Source organism: Kitasatospora sp. NPDC058478 (assembly GCF_042720345.1).
In the GTDB taxonomy this organism is placed as follows: Bacteria; Actinomycetota; Actinomycetes; order Streptomycetales; family Streptomycetaceae; genus Kitasatospora.
In genome coordinates this window covers 23,374-46,264 of sequence record NZ_JBHXML010000081.1, presented here as the reverse complement: position 1 = coordinate 46,264, position 22,891 = coordinate 23,374, and the positions used below count along the sequence as shown (strand labels likewise).

General features: G+C 70.8%; 14 protein-coding genes and 1 pseudogene. 6 read left to right on the top strand and 9 right to left on the bottom strand.

Annotated elements, in window-relative coordinates:
• From ACFWPT_RS34485 to ACFWPT_RS34475, 3 genes and pseudogenes are all read left to right on the top strand, one after another.
• Positions 1-1,697 (top strand): annotated as a pseudogene (locus ACFWPT_RS34485) (hypothetical protein); the annotation flags it as partial.
• 1,377 nt (positions 1,698-3,074) lie between these two features.
• The gene (locus tag ACFWPT_RS34480; RefSeq protein WP_380372019.1) at positions 3,075-3,959 is read left to right on the top strand and encodes a hypothetical protein; all 885 of its coding nucleotides are present in this window, start codon (positions 3,075-3,077) and stop codon (positions 3,957-3,959) included.
• A gap of 133 nt (positions 3,960-4,092) precedes the next feature.
• Positions 4,093-7,290, top strand: coding sequence for a restriction endonuclease (locus ACFWPT_RS34475; RefSeq protein ID WP_380486635.1), 3,198 nt, complete (start codon positions 4,093-4,095; stop codon positions 7,288-7,290).
• Positions 7,291-7,484: 194 nt separating this feature from the next.
• Here ACFWPT_RS34475 and ACFWPT_RS34470 read toward each other — a convergent pair whose 3' ends face one another.
• Both ACFWPT_RS34470 and ACFWPT_RS34465 read right to left on the bottom strand, forming a co-directional pair.
• On the bottom strand, positions 7,485-7,628 hold the full coding sequence (locus ACFWPT_RS34470) for a hypothetical protein (RefSeq protein ID WP_380372013.1): 144 nt from the start codon (positions 7,626-7,628) through the stop codon (positions 7,485-7,487).
• Positions 7,629-8,057: 429 nt separating this feature from the next.
• The gene (locus ACFWPT_RS34465) at positions 8,058-8,321 is read right to left on the bottom strand and encodes a hypothetical protein (RefSeq protein ID WP_063346205.1); all 264 of its coding nucleotides are present in this window, start codon (positions 8,319-8,321) and stop codon (positions 8,058-8,060) included.
• Positions 8,322-8,445: 124 nt separating this feature from the next.
• On the opposite strand from ACFWPT_RS34465, the gene ACFWPT_RS34460 reads away from it, so the two are divergent.
• The 3 genes from ACFWPT_RS34460 to sph all read left to right on the top strand — a co-directional run bounded on the left by ACFWPT_RS34460 (position 8,446) and on the right by sph (position 10,669).
• On the top strand, positions 8,446-9,273 hold the full coding sequence (locus ACFWPT_RS34460; RefSeq protein ID WP_380372008.1) for a helix-turn-helix domain-containing protein: 828 nt from the start codon (positions 8,446-8,448) through the stop codon (positions 9,271-9,273).
• The gene (locus ACFWPT_RS34455; protein ID WP_380372005.1) at positions 9,270-9,485 is read left to right on the top strand and encodes a DUF397 domain-containing protein; all 216 of its coding nucleotides are present in this window, start codon (positions 9,270-9,272) and stop codon (positions 9,483-9,485) included. Before ACFWPT_RS34460 ends, ACFWPT_RS34455 begins: the two co-directional genes overlap by 4 nt.
• A 188-nt stretch (positions 9,486-9,673) precedes the next feature.
• Positions 9,674-10,669 (top strand): sphingomyelin phosphodiesterase, encoded by a 996-nt coding sequence (gene sph, locus ACFWPT_RS34450; RefSeq protein WP_380486633.1) that lies wholly within the window; start codon positions 9,674-9,676, stop codon positions 10,667-10,669.
• A 62-nt stretch (positions 10,670-10,731) separates the two neighbouring features.
• Here the strand turns inward: sph and ACFWPT_RS34445 are convergent, their stop codons facing one another.
• From ACFWPT_RS34445 to ACFWPT_RS34415, 7 genes are all read right to left on the bottom strand, one after another.
• Positions 10,732-13,200, bottom strand: coding sequence for a SpoIIE family protein phosphatase (locus ACFWPT_RS34445; RefSeq protein WP_380344008.1), 2,469 nt, complete (start codon positions 13,198-13,200; stop codon positions 10,732-10,734).
• A 146-nt stretch (positions 13,201-13,346) separates the two neighbouring features.
• Positions 13,347-13,967, bottom strand: coding sequence for a TetR/AcrR family transcriptional regulator (locus tag ACFWPT_RS34440; protein ID WP_380486631.1), 621 nt, complete (start codon positions 13,965-13,967; stop codon positions 13,347-13,349).
• Positions 13,968-14,110: 143 nt separating this feature from the next.
• Positions 14,111-15,751 carry an AMP-binding protein gene (locus tag ACFWPT_RS34435; RefSeq protein ID WP_380486628.1) on the bottom strand — a complete coding sequence of 547 codons (1,641 nt, stop codon included), beginning with the start codon at positions 15,749-15,751 and terminating at the stop codon, positions 14,111-14,113.
• Between the two features lie 200 nt (positions 15,752-15,951).
• Positions 15,952-17,124 carry an acyl-CoA dehydrogenase family protein gene (locus ACFWPT_RS34430; protein ID WP_063346212.1) on the bottom strand — a complete coding sequence of 391 codons (1,173 nt, stop codon included), beginning with the start codon at positions 17,122-17,124 and terminating at the stop codon, positions 15,952-15,954.
• A 13-nt stretch (positions 17,125-17,137) separates the two neighbouring features.
• Positions 17,138-19,246, bottom strand: coding sequence for an acetyl/propionyl/methylcrotonyl-CoA carboxylase subunit alpha (locus ACFWPT_RS34425; RefSeq protein WP_380486626.1), 2,109 nt, complete (start codon positions 19,244-19,246; stop codon positions 17,138-17,140).
• A gap of 105 nt (positions 19,247-19,351) precedes the next feature.
• Positions 19,352-20,950, bottom strand: a complete 1,599-nt coding sequence (locus ACFWPT_RS34420) for an acyl-CoA carboxylase subunit beta (RefSeq protein WP_380371988.1) — start codon at positions 20,948-20,950, stop codon at positions 19,352-19,354.
• The gene (locus tag ACFWPT_RS34415; protein WP_380371986.1) at positions 20,947-22,683 is read right to left on the bottom strand and encodes an acyclic terpene utilization AtuA family protein; all 1,737 of its coding nucleotides are present in this window, start codon (positions 22,681-22,683) and stop codon (positions 20,947-20,949) included. Before ACFWPT_RS34415 ends, ACFWPT_RS34420 begins: the two co-directional genes overlap by 4 nt.
• Between the last annotated feature and the right edge of the window lie 208 nt (positions 22,684-22,891).

The following is a 22,891-nucleotide window of genomic DNA, read 5'->3' as shown; positions in this document are numbered from 1 at the left end:
GGCGGGTATTTCATCGGTGCAGCCATGGCAGAGGCTCCCTTCTCATGGCCCATCAGGCCATCTCCGGCGACCTTCCGCACCTCGGGGGAACCTCAGCCCGCCACATCACCCAGTACCTGGCAGGCGGCCCCGCACTCCAGGAGCGGTATGCCAACGCCTCCCCCACTGCCCGCGCGGTCCTCGAGGCCGCAATGGACGCCCGCCGCTTTGGCCACGGTCTCGAACTGGTCGCAGGATTCCTGGAGGACGCGGCCACGGATTACCTCACCGAACTCGAACTCGACCTCGCGCCGGAGGATTGGTTCGCGAAAGCTCTCCACTATCTCTCCGAGCCGTGCCGAGGTGTGCGCGGACCCCTGTCACCCGTCCGCAGGACGAGAGGCGACGGGCTGCGGGTCCGGCTCGCTGACTTCCTCGAACACGATGCACGTCGCACCCGAAACCTCCACTGCCCCGGTGACGCCTTCTGGCGCGCCGCAGAACGGCATGCAGCCACCTCCGACCGATCGACGCTAGCCCTCGCCGCCGCAGCCCGCGACCGGATCTCTGATGCCGAGTCCCTCGCCCGCTCAACGGCCGACACCGACGGCGGTAACGCACTGAACGCCCTAGCCTGGCACCTCGAACAGCGCCACAACGAGCTCGACGCGGCCCCCTACTACGCCCTCGCAGCCGAGGCGGGGCACGCTGGAGCACAGGTCCGACTGGCCTGGCGCCTCGAACAGGACGGGGCCCTAGACGAGGCCGGGGCATGGTACCAACGGGCCGTCAGCTCCGACGTGAACACGGACGCCACCGTGGGTCTCGCATCCATCGCCTGGGAGCGCGGCGATCGGCAGACCGCACTAAATCTCTACAACGAGGCCCTCGCCTCAGGCGGTGCCCGCAGCATCGAGTACCAGGCCCGCTGGCTGGCCGAGAAGGGCCGACATCGGCTGGCCCTCGCCCTAACGAGCTGCGCCTTCCGAGCCGGCAACACTGAGGCATTCACCGGACTCGCCTGGACGTACATGACCCCGGAGGAGAAGCCGAGGGCTATCGCCGTCCTCAAGCACGCGCTCCACGTTGAAGGCGACGTGAACGCTCCTCGGGAACTGGCCTGGATTCTGGCCGATGACGGTGACCGAGCGGGAAGCGAGGAGTACACCAAGATCGCGCTTGAGCTCGGCGAGGCAAAGGTGTTGCGCGGACTGGGGATGAAGCACGCTTCGGAGGGCAACCATCGCGCCGCCGCGGGGCTATACTGGCACGCCTACAACCTGAACATGACCTGGATCCTGCTCGACCTTGCCGACCTCCGGGAGAAGCAGGGTGACCTCCGCCGCGCCGGTCGCCTCTACCAACGAGCACTCCACGAGGGCCAGTCGTATGCCGCCCACGGCCTGGTCCGGGTTCTCGAACTCGCCGGACAGAGACGGGCTGCCGAGGAGCTGGCGAACCGCTCTTACGACACCGTAGAAACGCTCGCCCGCGTCCGTGCGGCACGTGGGCAACGGGAGGGCGCCGAACTGCTGCTCCGCGCCCTGGTCACCAAGGGCCACACCGAAGCTCTCCTCGCCCTGGGGCAGATCCGCCGAGCGGCCGGAGACCATGCCGGGGCCGAGTTGGCCTTCCGTCAGGCGATCGCTGCTGGCGTCGACCGGGCCACGCAGGCGCTCTCCGATCTCCACGCCGGGTCGCAGGACACGGCACACTGAACCCAGCCGTCCTTGCCCGGTATTATCCGGATCCACCACGCCCGGGAACAGTAAGGCCCACAGTGCCGTGTCCAGCCCGATGCCGTTAGTAAGACAGGCCATGTGGTCCAGCTTCGCCAGGACGGTCCGTATCTTCAGAGGGCCGCATCCACATGACCTTGTGCTGGGAACCTTCCGAACCCATGTAGCTCAAAACACACCCCCCACATGAGATATTCGGACTCCCTCACTCCGGGCCGACTGGAATCACTACTCACGAATTAGGAACCACGATCGGTCAGTCCTGGTTCGTACTCTTCTCTCGATCGGGGTGGTGGTGATATCGCTTGGCCCCAAGTGATCAGATGATCACGGAGGTTCGAGACTCGGGGGCTGGGGCAAATGTCTGACGGCGTGGACACCGGGGCGGACAATAGCGATCCACCACCTCCGACCCTCATCGGTCCGTGACTGACTGCGACTGACCGACCTCACCTACGCGGGCTCCCGAAAGCCCACCACCCGCGTGGCCTTCGGCCCCTAGCTGACGGTCATCTACAGTGCTTCGGAAACCAGCCAATCCTTCATCGTCGAGTCCATCGAGTACATGCTCGGCGACGCCCGTCTCCCGCTCATCCCCGAAGCCGAGAGCTACAGCCAGATGTTGCCGGCTGCAACTGCCCGAAGGACCGCCACTCACCCTGGTCCGACGACCGGGCGCCGGCACTGTCCACGTCCACTACGCGGATCTGTGCGACCCGGTCACTCGACGGGCCGAACTGGAGCTGACCGCGGTCCACCGCTCGGGCAGCTCGGGCAGCTCGCGCAGCCTCTCCGCCATGCTCTTTAGGGAACTCGGCTACGCCGACACTCAGGTCCGCAAGAACGACGCCGGCGGCACCTGCAGACTGTCCCTTGTCGACCTCGCGCACCTGTCCCTGGTGACCGAGACCCGCATGGGCGGCCCCTTCTCCCCCGTCCTGCGATCGAATGCGGCTTCCGGCAAGACCGCTGCCGCCTCGGTGATGAAGTACCTCCTGACCGGCAAAGGCGGCCCGATGGCCGCCACCGAGCCGAACTCCGACCAACGCCAGGTCCACAAGGGCCAGATCGGGCTCCTCGACCAAATCGTCCTGGAGCTCTCCGCCAAGCTGACGGCCCAAGAAGACTCCTCCCACCTACGCGAACGGCTGATGCGGATCCAGGCCACCATCGACGCCCAGTCCCGATCCCTGCGAGTAAGCACCGACCGCCACGTCGGCGCGGTCGCAGCCAGCGTGAACGCCACACAAGAGCTCGCCGTCGTCGAGTCCCGCCTGACCGAGATCCACGACCTGCGCACCAGGTTGGTTCGGACTGCTGGGACAGCAGTACCGCTCCGACCTCGACCGACTCGCGATGGTCAGCGAAGCCGACAGCATCCTCGGCTACTTCCGCGTCGGCACCTGCGTCTTCTGCGGCGCCGAACCCGAACGCCACCACCACGGCCACGGAGAGCAGGAGACGACCCAACTGCACGCGGCAGTCCACGCCGACGCCGCCAAGACCAGCTCGCTCCTCACCGACCCTCTCTCGACCATCACCGACCTGCGAACCCAACTGAGCGAGCTCATCGGGCGAAGGGGCGACCTACTCCTGCGTGCCAGAGAACTCGACAACGAGATCTCCAAGGCCGAGGAACGCCTCGCACCCCTGCGGATGCACATGGACGACCTCCTGGCAGCCCGCTCAGCCGCCGAACGAGAACTCGAACTCGACGCCTGCATCGAGGAGCTGGACGATCGACGGTCCAAGCTCCATGGGGCGGGCGCGGTCCGCTCACACGGGCCCGCCAGCCACATCCCCGCCGGGGCACTCTCCAACCTCGATGACGTCCTACGGCGAACGCTGGACGCGTGGTCCGTTCCCTCGGTCGAGTTCGCCGAGTACAACCAGTACGACATGAAAGTGCGGGCCGACAGCCGGCCCCGCTCCGAACGTGGCCAGGGTATGCGCTCGGTCCTACACTCGGCATTCACCACCGCCCTCGCCCGGTACTTGCCTCAGCGGGCGCCTACTCCACCCGGCTTCGTAGTCCTGGATTCCCTCGTGGCCATCTACCGCGAACCGATCGGGGAGGACGTCGACTATCCGCCTGGCTATCTCAAATCCGCCCACTTCAAAGACCAGACGCCCACAACGGACACCGCAGGAGCGGTGGCGTGGAAGGCAGTTCATTCCGCGCCAACCTGGGTTAACGCTGTCGAGCAGCGACCGACGTGCATCATTGCGCCACTCAGGTAGTTGGTGGGTCAATCAGCCAGCAGGCAATCTGCCGAGCGGCCGACCCGCGACAAATAGGACGCTGGTAATGAATAACGTCTAGGTACCGAGCGAGGTAGACATGAGAGAAACCGAACATGGGACCGAACCAGTCATGGAGCAGTGGGCCCGGATCTCCGCTGACCCCAGCCTCCAGACGCCACCGTCCCCCGGGACTCCGGGCAACACGCCACCAGGCGAGGACCTCAACCTGAGAATCGGGTGGGACCGCTTCGAGAAGCTTCTGCTGGCGGTCGTGCAGGGTGCCCGCGGTCTGCGTGAGGTCAGGTTCCGTCGTTACGGCGTACAGGGGCAGGCGCAGCACGGCATCGATCTGGCGGGCCGCGAGCCCGACGGCGAGTACACAGTCGTCCAGTGCAAGGACTATCAGCGATTCACCGCAGCCGATCTTCGTGCGGCAGTCGAGCTGTTCGCCAACGGGGTGCGCCCATTCGGCGCCAATCGCATCATCGTTGCAACCTCCGCCTCGACTCTGACCACACAGGTCGCGGAAGAACTGGCGGCACTTCAGACGGAGCATCCAGATCTCGATCTGGATCTCTGGGGGGCCGAACAGATCAATGAGCACCTTCGCTATCAGGGTGATGTCGTTGCTCGGTTCTGGACCCGTGAAACGGCGGCGGCGTTCTCTACGGGGGCACCTCTTCCTGGTGTTCCAGCGCCTCATCCTGACCGACAGGAGCAGGCCGACCGCATCCTCCTCGGCCCGTTGAACACCGACGACGTGAAGCCGCTTCTTCGGGAAGCCCAGACGAACCAGACAGTTGAGCCGGCTGAGGCCGCCCGGCTGTACGGGCGCTTGGCCTCTCGATTCACCGAGGCCGGTTTCCGGGGTCACGCCACGGTGCTGAGCAGGAGACAGCTCGACGCACTCAGAGCAGCGGGGAGGTGGGAAGAGGCGGCCGGGCTTGCCGCTCGTTTGGCCGCGGCCGCACTCCACCACGCAGACCGGTATGAGGCGAGGCGGCTCGGCCACTTGCTGCAGGAGTTGACCGGTGCGGCGGCCGAGGCGGACCCGGCACAGGCCTCCTCGGTGCGGCGCCACATGCGGCTGGTCGACGCGGCGATCCAGCAGGACGGGCATCCCTTCGGAGAGTTCTCGAGGTTGCGCGCTGTTCTCAACGAGGAGCATCCGGAGGAGGACTACCGGCCGCTCCTCGTCCTGAACCTCGCGGAGGCCGTGCTGGCCGTCGAACCCGACCAGGTCGAGAGTCTGGACGAACTGCTCGGTCGTGTTGTGGACCAGATCCGGGAAGGAGCCGCCACGGAGGCCGGGGACGGCATTGCGATTCGCCTGCGCCTCGTGCGAGCCGAGTACGACGCCGATGAGCGGCGTGCGCTCCTGCGATCGGCCCGGCTCCGTAGGGTCTCAGGCCGTTACCGGGCATTGATCAATGCGCGTGAGGCCCGGCGTCTGGCCCTCGGAGCACGGGCTGAGGAGGCGCTGGAATGCTGGCGCGAGGCGGTTTCCGACGCCATTCTGGCCGGAATGGCGGAGGAAGCCGCCGACTGGCTCTACGCCATTCGTGCTCTCAATGTTCAGTACGGCCCTCTGACCACGGAGATCGACGAGGAGCATCGACTCGCGCAGGCTCTTCGTGGGACCGGGACGGCTCGTCTGCTCGACCGCGTGCGTGACCCTCGGGAACAGGCGATGTCCGCTCTGGTGGCCAACCAACCCGTCGGAGCCGTGCACGCGGGTCGGAGGTGGCTTATCGAGAGTGTGGTGACCGGGAGTTGGGCGGACGAATGCGAGGCCCTCTCGTTCCTCGGTGATCGTTACGCGGAGAACTCCGAGCCGGCTCTCGCCGCGGCGTACTACCAGCGGGCAGGTGACACGGCGAAGGTGAAGGAACTGGCCGTTACAGTCGGGGACCGACTCCTCGCCGTACAGACCCTCGGCCAAGGGCCATGGTGGGAGCTACGCGCCCGTGCTGTCCTCGTCTCGGCCCAAGTGGACCTGGTCGACGACGATTCGGCCGCGGTGCTCCTGGAGGAACTCACCGAAATCGCCTCCTGCGGCCGGCGCGGGGAGCTAACGGAGTCACCGACCTTCGCACTCACGACGCAGGCTACGAAGACCGCCTGTGCCCTCGCCGGACGGGGCACACCAAGACAAGCCCACGCCCTGCTCAACCTGCTGTCTCCAGACGTACCTCGCGAGCCGAACCACTACCGATACACGGATGCCGAGCACGCCACCGCTTGTCTTGAGATCGCGTTGGCTCACCCGGGCGTAGCGATGAGAGCGCTGTCACGGCTTATCGACCTTGCGGATCTCGGGGTGGAGAAAGCTGTGGAGATCATGCTGGACGACCGCGTCCTGCGTTCGCTGGGAGCAGGACGAACTGACGCCGCCACCCATTGGCCGCCGAGCGAATGCATTGCACTGACGGACGAGCAACGAATCGAGCTCCGCGTCCGGGCATGTGGACTGGACGCGCGCGGTCACTACCTCGCAAGCGTCATTCGCCACGAGCTCGATCCGGCGCATCTGTCGGCGCGAGCGCGGGCAGAGCAGGCACGTGATCGAATTTTGAGTCGACCCGCGCCCGATCCGCACCGAACCGAATTCGGTACGGCCATGGTCACCGACTCCTATCTGGTCTGCAGCCTCGCTATCGAGGACCAGCAGGCCTGCCTCACCAAACTGGAGACGATCGCCAAGGACAACCGGGAGACCGCTTCGACGAGGCAGGACGCTCTGACGGCGCTGCGAAATCTGGTGATGGAGCAGAGCGGTCCAGCCAAGCGTGCCGTGTTCCTGGCCAGCAAGAGCTTCGTCGCAGGCGACCGCGATGGAAGCGCTCACGACGAACTCACCGGCGAAGCACACCCTCTCAGCTTCTTCAAGATCAGCCTGGGGTCGGCCTCCCTGCGCGGGCACGGACTCCAACTCGCTGGAGCGGCCGCGGCAACCGACGAAGACCACGGCTGGGTCGCGGAGCAAGCCGTAAGTCTGCTCCGCAGCGACGACCCGGCCGAGGTGCGGGCGGCAGCGTTGGTGTTCGGGCGACTTCCGGGGGAGACCACCCTGCACGTGGACGTCGACCTACTGTCCACACACAGTGACTCCACCGTCCGCGAGGCCAGCGCGGTCCTGTGCATGCGCAGACCGAGGCACCATCGGAATACGGCCGTACGTCTTGCTCACGACAACGATTTCCGGGTACGTCGAACCCTGGCAGCAGCAGCCCGTGCGTCCGCGAGCTCGCCAGACGACGTGCGGTCCGTGCTGGAGCTGCTGGCCACCGATCCGCGTCACAGCGTGCGACGAGCCGCTCGCATTTGACCTCCAGCCGGGGCCAGCGGCCAGCACCGACTCAGCTTGGTCAACCCGGGGTCTGTGCAGTTGCGGCGGCTGGTGTGGGTACGGCGACGCGCGACGGGTAGCTCCGCAGAGTCAGAAATCGATACGCGCGTACGGGCTGCATAGGACGGCTACAAGCCATCCGACTCGCCAACGTTCGCCCTACCTCTGCAAACTCACTTGCGGCCGAAAACCCTGGGTACCGCCGAATGCACGTCGATGGTGGAGCGCCAGTCGAGTTCGGTCATGCGTCCGTGGGTGCCGTCGGGGCCGCTGTCGGCGTAGCAGTGGTCACACCGTTCGTTGCAGAACGCGGTCACCTCCAGAGAACAGGGGAAGAGAGGGCAGGGGAAGTAAGGAATCGACGGTGATCGAGGGGCGGCCGCTCCCCGCCGGAGCGGCGATTTCGGCGGGGAGCGGTGTGGCTCGGCGAGGGTCTGGCGCCAACGTGCCCTCGGAGCCGGCCGGCAGGGGAGGTAGGCCTGCCGGCGCCCGTCCGTGACTGTCCTTCACGGACGGGCGTTGAACCCCGCCGCCGCGCGGGATGAGTACTCGCGGCGCGGTGGCGGGAGCGTGTTGTCAGTCCGGCACGAACGTGCCGCATCTGCACGGGCGTTGAAGCGGCGGCTCGGTGGTCGGCTCGTCACCCGCCTCGACCGCGTTTCGTTGCGTCGTCCCCGCCATAGCGGTGAAGCCGCCGGCCGCCAACGAGCTGAGGTGCAGCCCGGCGAGCAGCATCTCCCCCGAGGTCACGCCGGCTCCGGAAACATCGGCCGACGCTGGGAGTTGCTCCCCGTGCCCGGCGCGATCTCCCTGGGGTCGCACCGTCGCAGCTGATCGGGCCTGGTCGTCCACTCGCACCCCCCGCCGAGCGGCCTCAGAAAGGCCGCCCCGCAGAGGATCTCCATGAAGACCCCCTCCTTCGGCTTGCCGTCGTCGTCTCGGTGCTTCAGGTCCCGCACCACCTCGTTGCGGACGAAGTCGGGCAGCGCGGATTTCGGGTTTTCGGGCATGGGAGTCTCCGTAGCGCTTCGCTCTCGGCGTGTCACTTGGTGTAGCCATGGTGGCGCGACAGCCTCTACGATCGGAAGGGCTTAACCCTTGACCGTTTCGTCGAGTTACAAGGCACGGTGAATCATGGAGTTCGAGGAGACTGATCAACCGTCATCTCCGGCCATCCGCTTCGGAAACGAGCTTCGCAGGTCACGGCGTGCGAGGAACCTCTCCCAGACCAAGCTCGCCAAGATCATGGGCTTCAGTCACGCCCTGGTGTCGTACGTCGAAGGAGCTAAGAAGCCCGTAACCATTAACTTCGCCACGGCAGCCGATCAAGCGCTCGATACAGGGGACAAGTTCCGGGAACTGTTCCGCCAGATCGAGCACGCCAGCCTGCTGGAGGGGTTCGAAGAGTTCGCCAGGGAGGAGGCCCGCTGCCGGAAGATACGGACGTTCGAGCTGAACGTGGTCCCGGGACTCTTCCAGACCGAGGAGTATGCAAGCGCCCTGGCGAACGCCGCAGTTCTCCGAGGCAGCATCACCAAGGAGCAGGCCGCACAACGAGTCGCCTTCCTCATGGATCGGCAGCAAATCATCCGAGCCGAACGCATCCCCGTGCTTCACGCGGTCATGGACGAGAGCTGCCTGCGCCGACCCGTCGGAGGCCCGGCCGTCATGCAGGCACAGCTTCGGCACCTTGAGAGCCTGGCCGAACTCCCGTTTCTCACACTCCAGGTAGCCCCGGTGACGCTTGGCGAGCACATCCCGTTCACGATGCCCATCGTTCTGTTGACCCTGCCGGATCGCTCCACCATCGGCTATGCGGAGTCACAGGCACGTGGCATCCTGGAACGGGACCGCAAGACGGTCGAGGCGTGGAGCCGTGACTACGATCAGCTCCAGGTGGAGTCACTTTCCAAGGTGGCTTCGCTTGCCAAGATCCGCGCTGTTCGGAAGGACTATGAATGACCGGCCCCATCCCCAACCTGGCCAGTGCCGAGTGGCGTAAGTCCGGCTACAGCAACAACGGGGGCAACTGCATCGAGGTGGCTCCTGGCTTCCCGGGTGTACTGCCCGTCCGTGACTCCAAGGACCCCGAGGGTCCTGCTCTCGTCTTCCCCGCCGACGCCTGGTCGTCGTTCGTCGCCGCTGTCCAGGCCGGCGAGTTCGGCGAGGTCTGACGCGCACAACTCTCGCGAGCCCCACTACCCACGATGGGTGGTGGGGCTCGCGCGTTCTGGGTGGTGACAGTGTTTCAACTGCGTTCACCGAATGCTCGTGCGCGGTCTTGTGCACCGTGCGGGCGGCAACGTTGGATGTACAACATCCGCTGACCGTCGCGTTCACGTCATACCCTCACGGAGCCCCAATGCCGCTGTCGTCCCTCCGCAAGGCCGCCGCCGCCTGCGCTGCCGCCGCCGTGCTCGGCGCGCTCGCCACTGCCCCCGCCACGGCTGCCACCGGCGCCACGACCGAGTCCGCCCCGGTCACCGCGCCCGCGCTGGACGTCCTCACGTACAACACGTTCCTGATGAGCACGACCCTCTACCCCAACTGGGGCCAGCAGTACCGGGCGCAGGCGATCGCCTCGGCGGACTTCTTCCAGGGCCACGACGTGGTCGTCCTGGAGGAGGCCTTCGACAACGCGGCCTCCGACGCCCTGACCGCCAAGGCCTCGGCCGCCTACCCGTACCACACCCCGGTCGTCGGCCGCTCCACCAGCGGCTGGGACGCGACCTCCGGCAGCTACAGCGCCGCCACCCCCGAGGACGGCGGCGTGACGCTGCTCAGCAAGTGGCCGATCCTGCGCAAGGAGCAGTACGTCTACAAGGACGCCTGCGGCTCGGACTACTTCTCGAACAAGGGCTTCGTCTACGCCGTGCTGAACGTGAACGGCCAGCGCACCCGCGTGGTCGGCACCCACCTGCAGTCCACCGACTCGGGCTGCTCCAGCGGCCAGCCGGCCGCCATCCGGGCCAAGCAGCTCACGGCCATGCGCGGCTTCCTCGACGCCAAGCAGATCCCGGCGAACGAGCCGATCCTGCTCGCCGGCGACCTCAACATCGACTCGCACGGCTCCGAGTACCAGGCCCTGCTGGACAACGCCAACCTGGCGCCGGCCTCCGCCCGCACGGGCTGGCCGTACTCCTTCGACACCGCCGACAACTCCGTCGCCGCCTACCGCTACCCGGGCGAGCCCAAGGAGGACCTGGACTACGTGCTCTACCGGGCCGACCACGCCCGCCCGCAGCAGTACACCAACCAGGTCCTGCGCACGCACAGCGCGCCGTGGACGGTGAGCAGTTGGGGCAAGAGCTACACCTACACCGACCTCTCCGACCACTACCCGCTCGCCGCGCACTGACCGGAGAAGCGCACTGACCGGGGAAGCACACTGACAGGAGACCAACCCGCACCGACGGGGAACTAAGCAGCCCCGAAGGGCAGTTCCAGCTCCGCCCAGACCACCTTGCCGTCCCTGGTCAGCCGGCTGCCCCAGCGCTGGGCCAGCTCGCTGACCAGGAACATGCCGCGCCCGCCCTCGTCCTGCTCGGCGAAGGGGCGCAGCTGCGGGGTCGCCCCGCCGGCGTCGGAGACCTCCAGGGTGAGCACCCGGTCGCGGAACAGCCGCAGCCGCCGCGGGGCGTCGGCGTGCAGCAAGGCGTTGGTGACCAGTTCGCTGACCAGCAGCTCGGCGTAGTCGGAGAGGGCGGTCAGGCCCCAGGCGTCCAGGGTGGCGCGGGTGAAGCGGCGGGCCTTGCCGGGCAGCCGGCCGCCGCCGGTGAGCGGGAGGGTGGCGATCCGGTCGGCGGGCAGCGGCAGGACCCGTGCCATGATCATCGCGATGTCGTCCTCGGTGCCGTCGGTGACGAGTGCGCCGAGGACGGCGTCGCAGTTCTCCTCCAGGGTGCGGCCGGGCCCGGCGAGGGTGTCGGCCAGCAGGTCGATGCCGTCGTCGAGGTCCTGGCCGCGACGCTCGACCAGGCCGTCGGTGTAGAGGGTGACCATGCCGCCCTCGGGCAGGGTGAACTCGATCGACTCGAAGGCCACCCCGCCGACGCCCAGCGGCACGCCGGGCGGCACCTCGACCCGGCGGGCGGTGCCGTCGGGGGCGACCGAGATCGGCGGCAGGTGGCCGGCCGAGGCGATCTGGACGGTGCGCTCCAGCGGGTCGTAGACGGCGCAGATGCAGGTGGCGAACTGGCCCTCGCCGATGCCCGAGGCGGTCTCGTCCAGGCGTGTGAGGACCTGCTCGGGCGGCATGTCGAGGGTGGCGAGCGTGCGGGCGACGGTGCGCAGCTGGCCCATGGTGGCGGCGGCCCGGATGCCGTGGCCCATCACGTCGCCGACCACCAGGGCGACCCGGCCGCAGGACAGCGGCACGACGTCGAACCAGTCGCCGCCGACCTCGCTGACCACGCTGCTGGGCAGGTAGCGGTAGGCGATCTCCAGGCCCAGGGTGCGGTGGATCTCCTGTGGCAGCAGGCTGCGCTGGAGGGTGAGCGCCGTCTCCCGCTCGCGCCGGTAGAGCCGGGCGTTGTCGATGGCCAGCGCGGTGCGGGCGACCAGTTCCTCGGCGAGCGCCACGTCGGCGTCGCTGAACGGCTCGGAGTTGCGCATCCGGATGAACTCGGAGCCGCCGAGCACCATGCCCCGGGCGGTGAGCGGCACCATCAGGTACGAGTGGATGCCCGCCGCGATGCCGGGCTCGACCCGGTCCTCGCTGGAGACCAGGCCGCGCAGCACCTCGGCGTCCACGTGGGCGCGCAGCAGGGGGCGTCCGCTGCGCAGGCACTGGGTGTAGCTGCGGTCGGGGGCGTACTCGGAGGTCTCGCCGACGGTGTCCACGGCGTGCGCGAGGCCCGACTCGTAGGACTCGCCGACCGCGACGGCACGCAGGGTGACCGTCCGGTCGGAGGGGATGGGGGTGGGTTCGGCGCCGCGCAGCACCGGTTCCAGCAGGTCGACGGTGGCGAAGTCGGCGAACCGGGGGACGACGGCCTCGATCAGCTCCTCGGCGGTGCGCTGGAGGTCGAGGGTGGTGCCGATCCGGGCCGTTGCCTCGGCGATGGTGGCGAGCCGTTCCTGGGCGCGGGCGGCGCGGGCCTCGGCCTGGAATCGCTCGGTGACGTCGATGATCGAGGAGCAGACGCCGAAGACCCGGCCGGTGGAGTCCTCCAGCCGGAAGTAGGAGGCTGACCAGGCGCGGTCGCGCTTCGGGTCGCCTGGCACCCGGCCGTGGGAGCGGGCGTCCACCACGGGCTTGCCGCTCCTGAGCACCTGTCTCATGGTCTGCTCGATCTCGACGCTGTTGATGCCGGGCAGCACCGCGGGTATCCGGCGGCCGAGGTGGGCGGCGACGGGGACGCCGTTCATCCGGGCGAGCGCCTCGTTGAGCCGGACGTAGCGCAGCTCGGTGTCGTAGACGGCCATGCCGATCGGTGAGCGGTCGAAGACGCCGTCCAGGACGGCGAGGTCGGCCTCGACCGCCTGGAGGGCGCGGATGTCGGAGGCGGTGGCGAGCAGCAGCAGGGTGCCGGCCGGGCCGGCGATCGGGTAGGTGCGGAACTCCAGGTCGACCTTGTGGCCGTCGCGGTGGCGGACCGGGAAGACGCCGGACCAGCCGGCGGAGCCGCCCATGATGTGGGCGAACAGGGACAGCACCTCGGGGCGGTCGGTGCCGTCGGTGAGCAGCTGGGCGGCGTAGCTGCCGACGGCCTCCTCGGCGGAGTAGCCGAGCAGCGCCTCGGCGTCCTCGCTCCAGTGCAGGATCAGGCCGTCGCCCTGGAGCAGGGCCGTCGCGAGCGGGACGAGTCGGTGGCCTTCGGGGCGTACGGGGGTGGCGCCCGGTGCGGGGCCGGCGGCGGAGGTCACGTCCCACTCGTTTCCGTGCATGATCAGGCAGCACCCCGGTTCGGCTCGTGCCCGGCCGGGGGCCTCACGGTCCGTGCCGGCCGGGATTCTTCTCCAGACTGCACGGACATCGGCCGCCCGGCGACCCCTTGGTCAGGGGTCGTCCGGCCGTTCCGGTAGTACGGGAGTCATGGGCGTACCGGCCGCAGCGTACTCTCCAGAACGCCGGTCCACTGCCGGATCACCCCGGATCGTCGGACGCTGTCGTCGGTGAGCAGGTTGGCCAGGCCCAGCCCGCGGGCGAGGTCGAGGGTGGCCTGCACGGACTCGCGCACGCCGGGGCGGGCCTCGTCGGCGTCCAGGAACTCGACGGCGGCCCGGTGGGCCTCCCGGCCGACGTGCCCCTCCAGGGCGATGATCCGCTCGCGCAGCGGCTCCTCGGTGGCGGCGGCCGTCCACAGGTGCAGGGCGGCGCGGAACAGCGGGCCGGTGTAGAGGCGCACGATCATGTCGACGACGGCCCGGGTGCGGTCGGGGCCGGCGGCCGGCAGCTCGCCCGTGTGGGCGCGGACGGCGGCCAGCCGCTCGGCGGTGACGTGCTCGACGGCCGCGGTGAACAGGTCCTCGCGGGTCGGGAAGTGGTGCTGGGCGGCGCCCCGGGACACTCCGGCGCGCTCGGCGACCACGGTGACGGTGGAGCCGTGCCAGCCGAGCTCGGCCAGGCAGTCCACGGCCGCCGCGAGCAGCCGGGCCCGGGTGGCGCGGCTGCGGTCCTGCTGGGGGGCGCGGGCGGCGGGGTGGCTGGTCATGGCTGGCGGCGGTTCCTGTTCCGGTGGGGGCTCGGCGGGCCGGTCGTGCCCGACGGGCCCGTCGCTCTCGGCGGGCCCGCCGTGCTCGGCGGGTCGATCCTCACAGACGGGCGCCGGTCTTCGGCCGCCGGGGGCCCGGCCGCTCAGCGGGAGGCCTCGGGGGCGGCGGCGGTCGCATTAGCTACGGTCGCGGACGCGCGGCGCTCGGCCTCGCGGGCCCGCAGCTCGCGCCGGAGGATCTTGCCGGCCGCGGACTTGGGGACGGCCTCGACGAACTCCACCGCGCGGACCTTCTTGTACGGGGCCACCAGCCCGGCCACGAAGCCGGTGACCTCCTCCGCGCTCAGGCCGCTGCCCGGAGCACGGACCACGAAGGCCTTGGGGCACTCGGTGCCGTCGGCGTCCGGAACGCCGATCACGGCGGCGTCGACGATCTGCGGGTGGCCGAGCAGCACGGCCTCCAGCTCGGCCGGGGCCACCTGGTAGCCCTTGTACTTGATCAGCTCCTTCACCCGGTCGACGATGTACAGGTACCCCCGGTCGTCGACGAAGCCGACGTCGCCGGTGTGCAGCCAGCCCTCGGCGTCGACCACCGCGGCGGTGTCGGAGGGGCGGCCGAAGTACCCCTTCATCACCTGCGGGCCCCGGATCAGCAGCTCGCCCGGCTCGCCGGGCCCGAGGTCCTCGCCGGCGCCGTCCAGGGCGGCGACCCGCAGCTCGGTGGACGGGATCAGCCGCCCCACCGAGCCGGGCGAGGGGTCGCGCTCCAGCGGGGAGACCACGTGGGTGACCGGGGACAGCTCGGTCATGCCGTAGCCCTGGAGCAGGTGCGGCAGGCCCAGGCGGCGGGCGCAGGCGGCGGCGAGCTCCGGATCCAGCGGGGCGGCCGCGCACAGCAGGTACTCGACGGAGGAGAGGTCGAAGCGCTCCACGACCGGGTGCCTGGCCAGGGCGAGCGCGATCGGCGGGGCCACCACCAGCGCCTGCACCCGCTGCTCCTCGATGGTGCGGCAGAACTGCTCCAGGTCGAAGCGGGGCAGCACCACCACGGTGGCGCCGCAGCGCAGCGGCTGGTTGAGCAGCGCGGTCAGGCCGTAGATGTGGAAGAAGGGCAGCACGGCGAGCACCCGTTCGCCCACGGCGGGCCGGTAGAGGGCGTCGCACTGGGCGAGGTTGGTGGCGATCGAGCGGTGGGTGAGCATCACCCCCTTGGGCAGTCCGGTGGTGCCGCTGGAGTAGGGCAGCACCGCGACGTCCCGGCCGGGGTCGATGGCGATCCCGGGGGCGGGGCCGGTGGTGGCCAGCAGGTCGGCGAGCGAGCGGTGGCCCTCGGCGCCGTCCAGGACGAGGATCTCGGCCAGTGGGCCGCCCTGCTCGGCGAGCAGGGCGGCGGCCTTGCGGGCGGTCGGCAGGAGTGGGGAGACGGTCACCAGCCAGCGGGCGCCGCTGTCGCCGAGCTGCCCGGCCAGGTCGGCGGGCGTGGCCATCGAGGACACCGTGGTCACGGTGGCGCCGGCCCGGGTGGCGCCGTAGAAGGCCGTCGGGTAGCCGAGCGTGTTGGGGCTGAACAGGGCCACCACGTCGCCCTGGCGCACCCCGGCCGCGGCCAGCCCGGCGGCCACCCGCTCGACGCCGGCGGCGAGCCGCGCGTAGCTGACGCGCTCCCCGGTGACGCCGTCGATCAGGGCCGGCCCGTCGCCGTACGCCGCCGCGCCGCCGAGTACCGCGTCATGGATCGGCAGGTCCACCGTCGGCACGTCCGGGAATTCGCTGCGGAACACCAAAGTAAGCCTCCAGGAAGGTAGTTGACGCATCGACTGGCGCGGCAAAAGGTCGACCGAGGGTACGAACAGGAGCATACGGACCATGACGTCCGCCACTGCAAAGTTCGCCGAGATGTCCCTCTGGTGACCCACCGGGGGCACGCCCGGCGGGTGCGTCCGGTGGGTGCGTCCGCTGGGTGCGGTGCGTCCGGCGCTGCGGACTAATAGGACTTCGGGAGGCCGAGGGTGTGCTGGGCGACGTAGTTGAGCACCATCTCGCGGCTGACCGGGGCGACCCGGCCGACCCGGGTGGCGGCCAGCAGCGCGCCCAGCCCGTACTCCTGGGTGAGGCCGTTGCCGCCCAGCGTCTGCACCGCCTGGTCGACGGTACGGGCGGCGGCCTCGCCGGCCGCGTACTTGGCCATGTTGGCGGCCTCCCCGGCGGCCACGTCCTCCCCCGCGTCGTAGAGCAGCCCGGCCTTCTGGGTCATCAGCCGGGCCAGCTCGATCTCCACCGCGCACTGGGCCAGCGGGTGGGCCAGGCCCTGGTGGGCACCGATCGGGGTGGACCAGACGGTGCGGGTCTTCGCGTACTCGACGGCCTTGCCGAGGGCCTGGCGGGCCAGGCCGAGGGAGAACGCGGCGGTCAGCACGCGCTCGGGGTTGAGGCCGGCGAACAGTTGCAGCAGGCCGGCGTCCTCGTCGCCGACCAGGGCGTCGGCGGGCAGCCGGACGTCGTCCAGGAAGACCTGGAACTGCTTCTCGGGGGCGACGAGTTCCATCGGTATCGCCCGGTACTCGAAGCCGGCGGCGTCGCGCGGGACGATGAACAGGCAGGGCTTGAGCCTGCCGGTGCGGGCGTCTTCGGTGCGGGCGACGAACAGCACGGCGTCGCAGTGGTCGATGCCGGAGACGAACACCTTGCGGCCGGTCAGCAGCCAGTCCCCGCCGTCCCGGCGGGCGACGGTGGAGATCCGGTGCGCGTTGGAACCGGCGTCCGGCTCGGTGATGCCGAAGGCCATCTTGCGGCTGCCGTCGGCGAGTCCGGGCAGCCAGCGCTGCTTCTGCTCCTCGGTGCCGAAGCGGGCGATCACGGTGCCGCAGATCGCCGGGGAGACGATGAGCAGCAGCAGGGGGCAGCCGGCCGTGCCCAACTCCTCCAGCACGATGGCCAGATCGGTGACGCCGCCGCCCCCGCCGCCGTACTCGGCGGGCAGGTTCACGCCGAGGTAGCCGGCCTTGCCGGCGTCCGCCCACAGCTCGTCGGCGGGCTCGCCGGCCCGGGCCTTGGCCATGTAGTAGGCGGAGCCGTAGCGGCGGCCGAGGTCGCCGACGGCCTGGCGCAGGGCCCGGCGTTCGGGGGTCTCGATGAGCTGACTGCCGATGGTGGACATGCGGGGTCCTTCCTCAGGCTTCTGCGGCGGGCTGGACGGCGGCTGTTGCGGCGGGCTCGGCGGCAGGTTCTGCGGCGGACCCGGCGGCAGGTTCTGCGGCGGACCCGGCGGCGGGATCTGCGGCGGACCCGGCGGCGGGATCTGTGGCGGGCCCGGCCTCGGGTACTGCGGCGGGCCTGGCCTCGGGCGGTGCGGCGGGCTGCACGACGGCGAGCAGGGCGCCGAGCTCGACCTGCCGGCCGGGGACGGCGCGGAGTTCGACCAGGACGCCGTCGGCCGGGGCGGTGACGCGATGTTCCATCTTCATCGCCTCCAGGACGAGCAGCGGCTGACCGGCCGTGACGGTGTCGCCGACGGCGGCGGTGGTGCGCACGACGGTGCCGGGCATCGGGGCGAGCAGCGCGCCCGGGTCCGTCCGGGCGGCCGGGGCGGGGAAGCGCGGCAGGGCGGTGAGCGCGATGCCCCCGTTCGGGGTGTCGACGTACACCCGGTCGCCGTAGCGCGCGACGCGGTGGCCGCGCCGGACGCCGCCCTCGCGCAGCGTGACCTGCTCGGGCGAGGCGTCCAGGAGCTCCGCCTGCGGGTGGTCGTCGGCCCGCAGGCCGTCCCGGGTGAGGCGGTAGCGGACCTCCAACTCGGCTCCGTCGTCGGCGCGGTAGCGCTTGGACTGCGGCTGCGAGGGCAGGTTGCGCCAGCCCGACGGCAGTGCGCCGTGCGGGCCGGTCCGCCGGGCGGCGGCGTCGGCGAGGGCGGCGGCCAGGGCGGCGCGCGCAGTCTCCTTGCCGTCCGGGGCGGTGAGCTCGGCCGCGTGCTCGGCCAGGAAGCCGGTGTGCAGGCGTTCGGCCAGGAAGGCCGGGTGCCGCAGCGCCCGGACCAGCAACTCCCGGTTGGTGGCAGGCCCGTGGACCCTGGCGCGGGCGAGCGCGTCGGCCAGGCGGCGGGCGGCGGCGGCGCGGGTCGGCGCCCAGGCGATCACCTTGGCGAGCATCGCGTCGTAGTGCGGGGTGATCTCGTCGCCGGCCGCCACGCCGGAGTCCAGCCGGACGCCCTGCCCGCCGAACTCCTGGTACGGCACGGTGAGTTCGAGGCGGTGCAGGGTGCCGGTGGCGGGCTGCCAGTCCTTCGCCGGGTCCTCCGCGTACAGCCGGGCCTCGATCGCGCAGCCGGTGGCGGGCGGCGGGACCGGCCCGGGCAGCCGCTCCCCCTCGGCGACGGCGAGTTGGAGCGCCACCAGGTCCAGTCCGGTGACCGCCTCGGTGACCGGGTGCTCGACCTGGAGGCGGGTGTTCATCTCCAGGAAGTGGAACCGGCCGTCCTCGCCGAGCATGAACTCCGCCGTACCGGCGCCGGTGTAGCCGATCGCCCGGGCGGCGCTGACGGCCGCCGCGTGCAGCCCGGCGCGCACCGCCTCGGGCAGGCCGGGGGCCGGGGCCTCCTCGATCACCTTCTGGTGCCGCCGCTGCAGCGAGCAGTCGCGGTCGCCGACCGCCCAGACCGTGCCGTGCGCGTCGGCCAGCAGCTGGACCTCGACGTGCCGCCCGGCGGGCAGGTAGCGCTCGCAGAACACCTCGTCCGAGCCGAAGGCCTTCGCCGCCTCGGCGCGGGCGGCGGCCAGTTCGCCGGGGAGCTCCGCGAGCGTGCGCACCACCCGCATGCCGCGTCCGCCGCCGCCCGCCGCCGCCTTGACCAGGAGCGGCAGGTCGGCCTCGGTGGGGTCGGTCAGGGCGTCCAGTACGGGCACCCCGGCCGCGGCCATCAGCCGCTTGGCCGCCGTCTTGGAGCCCATCGCGGCGATCGCGGCTGGCGGCGGGCCGACCCAGACCAGCCCGGCGTCCAGCACGGCCTGCGCGAACTCGGCGCTCTCCGACAGGAATCCGTACCCGGGGTGGACGGCATCCGCGCCCGCCGCCAGCGCGGCGCGGACGATCAGGTCGGCGCGCAGGTAGGTGTCGGCGGGCGCGGCGCCGGGCAGCCGCACGGCCGCGTCGGCCTCACGGACGTGCGCGGCCCCGGCGTCCGGGTCGGAGTGGACGGCGGTGGTCGCGACGCCCAGGGCCCGGCAGGTGCGGAAGACCCGGCGGGCGATCTCGCCACGGTTGGCGACCAGCAGGTTGGTGATCATGTCTCGGGTGCCCCTCACAACTCGGCCTCACAGCTCCGTCGAACAGCTCGGTCTCGCAGCTCCGTCTCGCAGCTCGATCTCGCGGCTCCGTCTCGCAGCTCGGCCTCACATCCGGAAGACGCCGTAGCCGCGCGCGCCCTCGACCGGCGCGTTGTGGATCGCGGACAGGCACAGGCCGAGCACCGTACGGGTGTCGCGCGGATCGATCACGCCGTCGTCGTACAGCCGCCCGGACAGGAAGACCGGCAGCGACTCGGCCTCGATCTGCTGCTCGACCATGGCGCGGATCGCCGCGTCCGCGTCCTCGTCGTACGGCTGCCCCTTCGCGGCGGCCGACTGCCGGGCGACGATCGACAGCACCCCGGCGAGCTGCTGCGGGCCCATCACCGCGGACTTGGCGCTCGGCCAGGCGAACAGGAAGCGCGGCTCGAACGCCCGCCCGCACATGCCGTAGTGGCCGGCGCCGTAGGACGCGCCGATCAGCACCGACAGGTGCGGCACCCGGGAGTTGGCGACGGCGTTGATCATCATCGCGCCGTGCTTGATGATGCCGCCCTGCTCGTACGCCCGGCCGACCATGTAGCCGGTGGTGTTGTGCAGGAACAGCAGCGGGATGTCCCGCTGGTTCGCCAACTGGATGAACTGGGCGGCCTTCTGGGACTCCGCACTGAACAGCACGCCCTGCGCGTTGGCCAGCACGCCGACCGGGTAGCCGTGCAGCCGGGCCCAGCCGGTGGCCAGGCTGGTGCCGTAGAGCGGCTTGAACTCGTCGAAGTCGGAGCCGTCGACGATCCGGGCGATCACCTCGCGCGGGTCGAAGGGCACCTTGAGGTCGCCCGGGACGATGCCCAGCAGCTCCTCCTCGTCGTACTTCGGCGGCTCGGCCAGCCGGTCCGGCGACGGGCCCGGCTTGCGGTGGTCCAGCCGGGCGACGATCCGGCGGGCCAGCCGCAGCGCGTCCGCCTCGTCCGCCGCGAAGTGGTCGGCCAGACCGGAGGTGCGGGCGTGCATCTCGGCGCCGCCGAGCGACTCGTCGTCGGCCTCCTCGCCGGTGGCCATCCTGACCAGCGGCGGGCCGCCGAGGAACACCTTGGCGCGCTCCCTGACCAGCACGGTGTGGTCCGACATGCCGGGCACGTAGGCGCCGCCGGCCGTCGAATTGCCGAACACCACGGCCACGGTGGGGATTCCGGCCGCGGAGAGCCGGGTGAGGTCGCGGAACAGCGCGCCGCCGGGGATGAAGATCTCCTTCTGGCTGGGCAGGTCGGCGCCGCCGGACTCGACCAGGTTCACCACCGGGAGGCGGTTGTCGAACGCGATCTCGTTGGCGCGCAAGGCCTTGCGCAGCGTCCACGGGTTGCTGGCGCCGCCGCGCACGGTCGGGTCGTTGGCGGTGATCAGGCACTCCACGCCCTCGATCACGCCGATGCCGGTGACCAGCGCCGCGCCCACCGGGTAGTCGCTGCCCCAGGCGGCCAGCGGCGACAGCTCCAGGAACGGCGAGTCCGGGTCGACCAGCAGCTCGATCCGCTCGCGCGGCAGCAGCTTGCCGCGGGCGCGGTGCCGGTCCACGTACTTGGGGCCGCCACCGGCCAGCGCCTTGGCGTGCTCGGCGTCCAGCCCGGCCAGCTTGGCGAGCATCGCGGCCCGGTACTCGGCGTGCTCGGGCCCGGCCGGGTCGACGCGGGTGGGCAGCACGGTCACAGCAGGGCCTCCGGGATGTCGAGGTGGCGGGAGCGCAGCCACTCCCCGAGCGCCTTGGCCTGCGGGTCGAAGCGGTGCTGGGCGGCGACGCCCTCGCCGAGCAGGCCGGTGAGGGTGAAGTTGACCGCGCGCAGGTTCGGGAGCAGGTGCCGGGTGACGGGCAAGTCGGCGGTCTCGGGCAGGAGTTCGCGCAGCTTGTCGACGGTGAGGGTGTGGGCGAGCCAGCGCCAGCCCGCCTCGGAGCGGGCCCAGACGCCGAGGTTGGCGTCGCCGCCCTTGTCGCCGCTGCGGGCGCCGGCCACCAGGCCGAGCGGGGCGCGGCGGGTCGGGCCGGTGGGGAGAGCGTCGGGGAGTGCGTCGGGGGGCGCGTCGGGGAGCTTCGGCTCTTCGGAGGTCTCGGCCGGCCGGCTCGTCACCGGGGCCGGCGGGACGGCGAGCCGGCGACCGTCCGGCAGTACGGCGGTGTGCTCGACAACCTTGGCGTCGACGTACGCGGCGGCGAACACCCCGTACGGCGCGCCGGGGCCGGGCGGGGCGGTGAGGTGGAAGCCCGGGTAGCCGGCCAACCCCAACTCCACGGCAGCCTTGCCCAGTTCGCGCCCGACTTTGGCCTGGTCCGGGTCGCGGGCGGTGAGCCGAAGCAGGGCGGAGGCGGCCTCCTCGGTACCGGCGTCCGGGTGGTCGGTCCGGGCGAGCGTCCAGCGCAGCTCGGCGGGCCGGGCGGCGGGCGGCAGGGCGTCCAGGAACTGCCGCCGCACCAGGTCGGCCTTGGCCTCGATGTCGAGGCCGGTGAGGACGAACACCACCTCGTTGCGGTGGCCGCCGAGCCGGTTCAGGCCCACCTTCAGCGTGGGCGGCGGCGCCTCGCCGCGCACCCCGTCGATCCGGACCCGGTCCGGCCCCTCCTCGGCGAGCCGCACGGTGTCCAGCCGGGCGGTGACGTCCGGGCCCAGGTAGCGCGCTCCGCCCGTCTCGTACAGGAGTTGGGCGGTGACGGTGCCCGCGGTGACGGCGCCGCCGGTGCCCGGGTGCTTGGTGATCACGCTGGAGCCGTCGGCGTGCAGTTCGGCGATCGGGAAGCCCGGGCGGGTCACGTCGTGCTCGCGGAAGAACGCGTAGTTCCCGCCCGTCGCCTGGGCACCGCACTCCAGCACGTGCCCGGCGACCACCGCCCCGGCGAGGGCGTCGAGGTCCGCCGCCGTCCAGCCGAAGTGGGCGATCGCGGGCCCGGCGACCAGCGCCGCATCCGTGACCCGCCCGGTGACCACCACCTCGGCGCCCGCGGCCAGACAGGCCGCCACCCCGAAGCCGCCGAGGTAGGCGTTCGCGGCCAACAGCCCTTCAGGCAAGCCGAGTTCGCTCCGACGCGGCAACAGGTCGTCCCCCTCGACGTGGGCGACGGCCACCGCGAGGCCCTGGCGCTGCGCCAGGTTCCGCAGTTCGGCGGCGAGCCGGGCCGGGTTCAGCCCGCCCGCGTTCACCACGATCCTCACCCCGCGCTCCTGCGCCAGGCCGAGGCACTCCTCCATCTGCCGCAGGAACGTCCGGGCGTAGCCGAGGGACGGGTCCTTCAGGCGGTCCCGGGCCAGGATGAGCATGGTCAGCTCCGCCAGGTAGTCCCCGGTGAGCACGTCCAGCGGCCCGCCGGTGAGCATCTCCCGCACCGCCGCGAAGCGGTCCCCGTAGAACCCCGAGGCGTTGCCGACCCGCAGTACCGAGCGTTCGCGCGCCAAAGCGCCTCCCCTGCCGACGGGTTGGCGACGCTCCCACACGAGCGCCGCCGGGCAGCAGCGTGGCACCGGGCGCAGAAAAAAGCAATCACGCCTGCTTGTTTCAGGATGGCTCCGCCGTTCGCGTCGAACCACGCACCCCTGAGCCTCACTGATTCGGCGACAGTTGCCCTGCCTTGCCTCGTCTGACCTGATTCTCCGAAACCCGACT

Bases quoted from the DNA above. Each gene is read 5' to 3' on its own strand.
- ACFWPT_RS34465 (WP_063346205.1), bottom strand. From the start codon at position 8,321: ATGCCCGAAAACCCGAAATCCGCGCTGCCCGACTTCGTCCGCAACGAG.
- ACFWPT_RS34475 (WP_380486635.1), top strand. From the start codon at position 4,093: ATGGAGCAGTGGGCCCGGATCTCCGCTGACCCCAGCCTCCAGACGCCA.
- ACFWPT_RS34430 (WP_063346212.1), bottom strand. From the start codon at position 17,124: ATGTCCACCATCGGCAGTCAGCTCATCGAGACCCCCGAACGCCGGGCC.
- ACFWPT_RS34460 (WP_380372008.1), top strand. From the start codon at position 8,446: ATGGAGTTCGAGGAGACTGATCAACCGTCATCTCCGGCCATCCGCTTC.
- ACFWPT_RS34440 (WP_380486631.1), bottom strand. From the start codon at position 13,967: ATGACCAGCCACCCCGCCGCCCGCGCCCCCCAGCAGGACCGCAGCCGC.
- ACFWPT_RS34445 (WP_380344008.1), bottom strand. From the start codon at position 13,200: ATGCACGGAAACGAGTGGGACGTGACCTCCGCCGCCGGCCCCGCACCG.
- ACFWPT_RS34480 (WP_380372019.1), top strand. From the start codon at position 3,075: ATGGTCAGCGAAGCCGACAGCATCCTCGGCTACTTCCGCGTCGGCACC.
- ACFWPT_RS34455 (WP_380372005.1), top strand. From the start codon at position 9,270: ATGACCGGCCCCATCCCCAACCTGGCCAGTGCCGAGTGGCGTAAGTCC.
- sph (WP_380486633.1), top strand. From the start codon at position 9,674: ATGCCGCTGTCGTCCCTCCGCAAGGCCGCCGCCGCCTGCGCTGCCGCC.
- ACFWPT_RS34425 (WP_380486626.1), bottom strand. From the start codon at position 19,246: ATGATCACCAACCTGCTGGTCGCCAACCGTGGCGAGATCGCCCGCCGG.